This window comes from Peribacillus sp. P4_C12 (genome assembly GCF_056402095.1).
The window spans coordinates 1-2,612 of record NZ_JBFUIB010000499.1 but is presented as its reverse complement, the minus strand read 5'-3'; the positions used below and the strand labels follow the sequence as shown (position 1 = coordinate 2,612).

At 33.6% G+C, this 2,612-nt stretch carries 3 protein-coding genes; 2 read left to right on the top strand and 1 reads right to left on the bottom strand.

The window, feature by feature from the left end:
• Window positions 1-797: alpha/beta fold hydrolase (locus tag AC1DUW_RS25515; RefSeq protein WP_477643791.1), on the top strand; the 797-nt coding region annotated here is incomplete at its 5' end.
• A 288-nt stretch (window positions 798-1,085) separates the two neighbouring features.
• On the opposite strand, the gene AC1DUW_RS25510 is transcribed toward AC1DUW_RS25515, so the two are convergent.
• A complete protein-coding gene (locus AC1DUW_RS25510; protein ID WP_477643790.1) occupies window positions 1,086-1,262 on the bottom strand; it encodes a hypothetical protein in 177 nt (58 codons plus the stop codon).
• 782 nt (window positions 1,263-2,044) lie between these two features.
• On the opposite strand from AC1DUW_RS25510, the gene AC1DUW_RS25505 reads away from it, so the two are divergent.
• A partial coding sequence (locus AC1DUW_RS25505) for a TetR/AcrR family transcriptional regulator (RefSeq protein WP_477643789.1) occupies window positions 2,045-2,612 on the top strand: 568 nt, incomplete at its 3' end.

The following is a 2,612-nucleotide window of genomic DNA, read 5'->3' as shown; positions in this document are numbered from 1 at the left end:
AAGGAGAACCAGTGTGTATTACCCATTTATATAGTGAGTTTAATGAATTAGGTTATTATTTCGCCGACACTTTTGTAAGTCAATTCAAAGTTTATCTAATAAACTTAAAAGAAGCAGGAAACTCTTGCAAAGCAGGTATAGAAGAGGAATTAAGTATGAAGGAAACCTCTAAGGATTTAGAGGCTATTAGAGAAGCTTTAAATTATAATAAATGGTGCTTTGCAGGGCATTCAACTGGAGGAATGCTTGGTTTAATTTATGCAACAATGTTTCCAAAATCTCTGACAAAACTATTAGTTGGAGGAGCAACTGCTACTAAAAGATATATGGAACACGAAGGCAGTATTTATAGTCCTCGTAGTCCACTAAATAAAAAACTAAAAAAGATTTTTGCCGTATTAAAATCTCCTGACTCTACCACTGAAGAGCGAAGAAATGCTAACAGAGAATGGACTAATATGTCTTTATATAACATAGAAAGATGGGATGAATATTTTAAGAAACCGAGCAGTGGAAAAGTTGTACAAAAAAGGCTAGATTATTATTCCTTTAATGACTTGCCAAACTACGACATTCAAAATGAACTGTATCAGGTTACTATCCCGACCATTGTTTATTGTGGAAGATACGATGCCCAATGTCCTCTTGTTTTTTCTGAAGAAATAAATGCAGGTTTAAAAAATTCCAAACTTTATATTTTTGAAAAAAGTAATCACGTACCGTATTTAGAAGAGAAAGAAAAATTCCTTCAGATGGTTTCTGATTTCAAAGGACTGACAACGAAAACCTATTCTTAATGAACTAACGGGTGCGTTAGTTCTATAAGGGGTACCGCCAGCAAAACGCGGATTTCGTACGCTAAGGATTAAAATACCTAAAACAAAGGCTTTTTTATACGCTAAGGCTGTTCATTCTATACAACATAAATACAATTATGTTGCATTAAATAGCTGAAAAAGTGCCATTTATCGCTTTTACGCAACACAATTTACCTGAAATACAAAAAAATTAATGCAACACAACTCTTAGCGTACGTTTACCGCGTTTTGCTGTCTGGACCCCTTAAAGAAAATAAAGAAGTTGAATTAGTAAAAAACGCTAAAATGTTTCAATGCGTTGTTCGTTTCTTCTTCCGTAATGCCGATATAACGCAGGGTAACGGATGGATGAGAATGATGCAGAATCCGTTGCAGCATCGCAATATCCTTTGTGGCTTTATATAACCAATAGGGAAGATGCATTATTATTTGCCGAAACACCATTGCTAAATTTATACTTTGATAAGTTTATTGTTTTTCCCCAATAGTAAGCGTTGTTAAACCTAATATAGCCTCCACYTGAATWCKYATGTTGATACAAGTAAGTTGWTCCTKTACTAGCTGTACTGATTGAGGATATARCGTCATTCCAAGATCTTCCCCACSAATAAGKAATATCAGWGWTAGCATATCCTACCCTGAGAGAACGGTACGATCCACTTTTATTATCACCTGTATAAAAATCAGTACAACAAGWCCCAGATCCCAAAGTTTCAAAGTTACTGGATACAATCGATTCTTTCTCTACTTTCTTTTCATTTTTGATATAATCATCTACTTTTTGCTGTGTTGTAAACCCTAAACGAACTTCATTCCCCTGTTCGTCCCCWGTATAGTAAATATGTTTGACTTTGGGATCATTTGCATTTGTCGATACCTGTTTCCCATCAATCAAATCGTACTGACTTTCCCCGGCCGCAAAAGATACATTAGAAAAAGAGAAGATCGCTAAGAAGGTAACAGCAACAGTAMACATGAGACTGTAAATCGTTTTCACTTCAACCACTCCCTATTTATAAATTACACACCAGTTAAATATAGTCGAATTCATTTTTTCTTTTAAGGTTCGAAATATTTAATCTGACTAGTTAATGTCATKAACAACCAACTCCTTTATACGTGTTATTTTTTAATACCAACYAGTYGGTATTAATCAATTTATTATATGATTAGAAATGTGTTACRATTAATGAAATATTCAGTTTTTTTAAAAAAAGGGGKTTTTTATGTTAAATCATCATCAAAAACAATCAGAAGAAACCATCAACAAATTAATGCGATCAGGAATTGAATTGTTTTCTAAGCAAGGCTATTCTAGTACAAGCATTAATCAAATTGTAAAACATGCTGGTTATTCTAAAGGTGCTTTCTATGCTCACTTTTCGACTAAAGAGGAATTTATGCTTAAGTTGATAAAAGAAGGTATAGATTTTTATTTTGAAGATTTAAAGGAAGCACTGAATCAAAAAGATGGCGATTTGCTAAATAAATTTAAAGAACACTCTATGCGTTTGGTAAATGAGTCTTATAAAAAAGGGTCTTCTCCTATGCTTCTTCAAGGATGTATGGTTTCGAATGAATTGCCTCAAATTAAAGAAAGGCTAATTCTCCAAATGGAGGAATGGAGGTCATTTCTTACACATTTTTTTCAAGAATTGAAGGACGAAGGTATTGTTGGCAGTCCATTAGATGCTAGAACTTTAGCGACGGCTAGCATGGCTCTTTTTAATGGATATAATGTGCAACATTTTGTTGATAATCGAATTCAAATACAGGACATGTTAAATGTTTTTT

What these genes read in the sequence shown, in the direction of transcription:
- AC1DUW_RS25510 (WP_477643790.1), bottom strand. Translation starts at nt 1,262, where the DNA reads ATGGTGTTTCGGCAAATAATAATGCATCTTCCCTATTGGTTATATAAA.